The following is a 3,376-nucleotide window of genomic DNA, read 5'->3' on the forward strand; positions in this document are numbered from 1 at the left end:
CCATTGTGGATGGGACGGGATAATCAACAGGGTGAGATGAATGCCCATCCCCCGTTAATGGGGTAGAGCCGAGCCGAGCCTGGTCTAATTATGGCCGGAGATACGCGACTGCTGAGAAATTATGTTGAATCAATGAGATAAGAGTGGTGCCCAGAGGCGGAATCGAACCACCGACACGGGGATTTTCAATCCCCTGCTCTACCGACTGAGCTATCTGGGCATATCGCTGAGAAGTTCTTATGGGCTTGCTGAACTTGCGAAGGCGCGTATTAAACCTGTTCAGGTTTGCCGAGTCAAGGGGCCTTACTCACTTGGTGGTACATAACCTTCGGCTTTGTCGAAATCTTCGCCAGACAGAAACTTTTCCATCTCCGACTGCAGGTATTTGCGCGATTCCGGGTCCATCATCGACAGCTGTTTCTCATTGATCAGCATGGTTTGATGGGCCTGCCATTCGTCCCAAGCTTTTTTAGAGACATTGTCGAAGATGTCCTGTCCGCGTGCGCCAGGGAAGGGTGGGTTGGAAAGGCCATCGAGTTCTTGCTGGTATTTACGGCAGAATACTTTGCGTGTCATAGGGTCACTGTGTTGGGGTTATTTTTTGATCAGCTGCTTTAGCAACTTTTGCACTGGGGCGGCGAGGCCGACTTCCGGTGTCGAGGGGCCGTTATACCAGAGCAGCCGGTTGTCTTCCATTATCTGGGTGGGAGTCGCCTTGAGCTTGATGTGGATAGGGTGAATATCCAGATGGTAGTGGCTGAACGTATGGCGAACCACGGCTTTGGCGGTGGTTTTCCCGCTAACGCCAAAGCGTTGCAGGGCGACATCTTCCGCCGGATCTTCAACGGGAACCTCCGGAAAGCTCCACAGGCCGCCCCATATCCCACGATTGGGGCGCAGCTCTAATAGAATCTGCTGCTTGGGTGCTTCTATCATCAGCATCTGCACAGCTTTCACCGGTATCGCCTTTTTCGGCTTTTTGCCGGGGTATTCACTCTGGGTGCCGGTTTTAAAGGCCGTGCAGTCTTTGTTGAGCGGGCACTCCCCGCAGCGGGGTTTGCTGCGCGTACACACCGTGGCGCCCAAATCCATGATGGCTTGGGTATAGGCGGCGGGGCGTTTGTTCGGGGTTGTGTCCTCGCTGGCCTGCCACAGGGCATTGAGGGTGGCGGCTTCGCCGGCCCAGCCGGCAATGGCCTGGTGGCGGGCAAGTACCCGTTTTACGTTGCCGTCGAGTATTGGCGCGCGCTTGCGGTAGGCGATGGATATGATGGCGCCTGCAGTGGAGCGACCTACGCCGGGCAGTTTTTCCATGTCTTCGACGGTTTTCGGGAACTCGCCGCCTAGTTCGTCCACCACGTAGTTGGCGGCCTTGTGCAGGTTGCGGGCGCGAGCGTAGTAGCCCAACCCGGCCCAGTGGTGCAACACCTGATCTATGGGGGCTCTGGCCAGGCGCTGCACTGTGGGGAAACTTTTCATAAAATCCAGGTAGTACGGTATCACCGTGTTGACCTGGGTTTGCTGCAGCATGATTTCAGACACCCACACCCGGTAGGCAGAAATATCCTGCTGCCACGGAAGGTCCTTGCGACCATGCTTGTCGAACCAGAGTAGCAGGCGGTCTGCAAAAGAGGGCGTTACGGCTGCCATTGATAGATTGTCTTGTCCTGATGGGCGGTGTTCCGTGAAAAACCAAGCTCAGTAAACAGCGCCGTCAACTCGCTATTGTCGGTCAGATCCACTTGCACGGGGCGAGTGATGGCGAGCTTTTTCAGCATACTGTTGAGCGTTTGGCGGGCGACGCCCCGGCGACGGGTAATGGCGCGCACCTGAAGTTTTTCCAGCTGCCAGTGGTCGCCTTCGTCTGTAAGTACGCAGGCGGCGACCAGCCGGTCGTTGAAGCGTCCGCCGATGACCAGATCGCTGCCAGCGATGGCGTTTTGTAGCCATTGGGTCTGGCCTTCATAGGTTTTTTCCAGGTCTATCAGATCCTGATCGGAGGGTTTTGACACAATTTCGGCGATTACGGGCATAGTGAGTGTTTACTGATCCAGTATTTAATGGCTGTAATGGCGGCGGGGATTTTCTATAATACCGCGTTTTCACACAAGAGCAGGATAAATGGCGGAGCGTAAGGCCACAATCACCCGCAATACACTGGAAACCCAGATCACCGTCAGTGTGAATCTGGATGGTACCGGTGCAGCCAATTTTGAGACGGGGGTGCCCTTTCTCGATCACATGATGGATCAGATTGCCCGTCACGGCCTGATTGATCTGGATATCAAGGCGGTGGGTGACCTGCACATCGACGCGCACCACACGGTAGAGGATATTGGTATTACCCTCGGCCAGGCATTCACGCAGGCGGTGGGCGACAAGAAAGGTATCGTGCGCTATGGCCACTCCTATGTGCCGCTCGACGAGGCTCTGTCGCGCGTAGTAATCGACTTTTCCGGTCGACCGGGGCTTGAGTTTCACGTGCCTTTTACCCGTGCTTCGGTGGGTGGTTTTGATGTGGATCTGTTTATCGAGTTCTTTCAGGGCTTTGTGAATCACGCCAAGGTAACGCTGCACGTGGATAATCTGCGTGGCCACAATACCCATCATCAGGCGGAAACAGTATTCAAGGCCTTTGGCCGCGCTTTGCGCATGGCGTTGTCTCACGATGAGCGCATGGCAGGTATCATGCCGTCTACCAAGGGCAGTCTGTAATTTCTGCAGGCTGCGTTTACTTCTTCAGGTTTTAACAACACCAGGATAATGCGATGAGTACGCCTTCTGTTGCCGTGATCGACTATGGCATGGGCAACCTCCATTCTGTTGCGAGCGCGCTTGCAAAAGTGGGTGGCGATGTCGAGGTTCGTGTCACCAACGAACGCTCGCAGATCATCAGCGCCGATCGGGTGATTTTCCCCGGTGTGGGCGCTATTCGTGATTGCATGGGTGAGATACGGCGCCTCAAGCTGGACGATGTGGTTAATCACTGTATAGACGCGGGCAAGCCTGTGCTGGCAGTTTGTGTGGGCATGCAGGCGCTGATGACTCGCAGTGAGGAAAACGGTGGTGTGGACTGCTTTGATACCATTGCCGGGCAAGTGCGCTATTTTGGTAAAAATCATGTCGATGCCGACGGCAACAAACTGAAAGTGCCGCATATGGGCTGGAACAATGTGTTCCAGAAAAAGGCCCACCCGCTGTGGCAGGGTATTGCCGATGGCAGCCGGTTCTACTTTGTGCACAGTTATTTTGTGCAGGTGGAAGATGAAGGTCTGGTTGCAGGTGTCAGTGAATACGGCCGGCAGTTTCACTCGGTGCTGGCGCGAGACAATGTGTTTGCTGCCCAGTTTCACCCGGAAAAAAGTGGTGAGGCGGG

Annotated in this window: 5 protein-coding genes and 1 tRNA gene; 2 read left to right on the forward strand and 4 right to left on the reverse strand. The window is 55.0% G+C overall.

The window, feature by feature from the left end; genetic code table 11:
- Positions 1-144: 144 nt before the first annotated feature.
- From ABYP39_RS18100 to ABYP39_RS18115, 4 genes are all read right to left on the reverse strand, one after another.
- Positions 145-220 (reverse strand) — tRNA-Phe (locus ABYP39_RS18100).
- Positions 221-303: 83 nt separating this feature from the next.
- The gene (locus tag ABYP39_RS18105; RefSeq protein WP_372748806.1) at positions 304-576 is read right to left on the reverse strand and encodes an oxidative damage protection protein; all 273 of its coding nucleotides are present in this window, start codon (positions 574-576) and stop codon (positions 304-306) included.
- A gap of 18 nt (positions 577-594) precedes the next feature.
- Positions 595-1,650 carry an A/G-specific adenine glycosylase gene (gene mutY / locus ABYP39_RS18110; protein WP_372784015.1) on the reverse strand — a complete coding sequence of 352 codons (1,056 nt, stop codon included), beginning with the start codon at positions 1,648-1,650 and terminating at the stop codon, positions 595-597.
- A complete protein-coding gene (locus ABYP39_RS18115) occupies positions 1,638-2,033 on the reverse strand; it encodes an acetyl-CoA sensor PanZ family protein (protein ID WP_372748804.1) in 396 nt (131 codons plus the stop codon). Before ABYP39_RS18115 ends, mutY begins: the two co-directional genes overlap by 13 nt.
- Positions 2,034-2,121: 88 nt before the next feature.
- Between ABYP39_RS18115 and hisB the strand changes: the two genes are divergently transcribed.
- A complete protein-coding gene (gene hisB / locus ABYP39_RS18120) occupies positions 2,122-2,715 on the forward strand; it encodes an imidazoleglycerol-phosphate dehydratase HisB (protein ID WP_372748803.1) in 594 nt (197 codons plus the stop codon).
- A gap of 53 nt (positions 2,716-2,768) precedes the next feature.
- Positions 2,769-3,376 (forward strand): imidazole glycerol phosphate synthase subunit HisH (gene hisH, locus ABYP39_RS18125; RefSeq protein ID WP_372784017.1); only part of this gene is annotated, 608 nt, incomplete at its 3' end.

It is taken from the genome of Litorivivens sp. (assembly GCF_041625495.1).
Taxonomy (GTDB): domain Bacteria; phylum Pseudomonadota; class Gammaproteobacteria; order Pseudomonadales; family Spongiibacteraceae; genus Litorivivens.

Bases quoted from the DNA above. Each gene is read 5' to 3' on its own strand.
- ABYP39_RS18105 (WP_372748806.1), bottom strand. From the start codon at position 576: ATGACACGCAAAGTATTCTGCCGTAAATACCAGCAAGAACTCGATGGC.
- mutY (WP_372784015.1), bottom strand. From the start codon at position 1,650: ATGGCAGCCGTAACGCCCTCTTTTGCAGACCGCCTGCTACTCTGGTTC.
- ABYP39_RS18115 (WP_372748804.1), bottom strand. From the start codon at position 2,033: ATGCCCGTAATCGCCGAAATTGTGTCAAAACCCTCCGATCAGGATCTG.
- hisB (WP_372748803.1), top strand. From the start codon at position 2,122: ATGGCGGAGCGTAAGGCCACAATCACCCGCAATACACTGGAAACCCAG.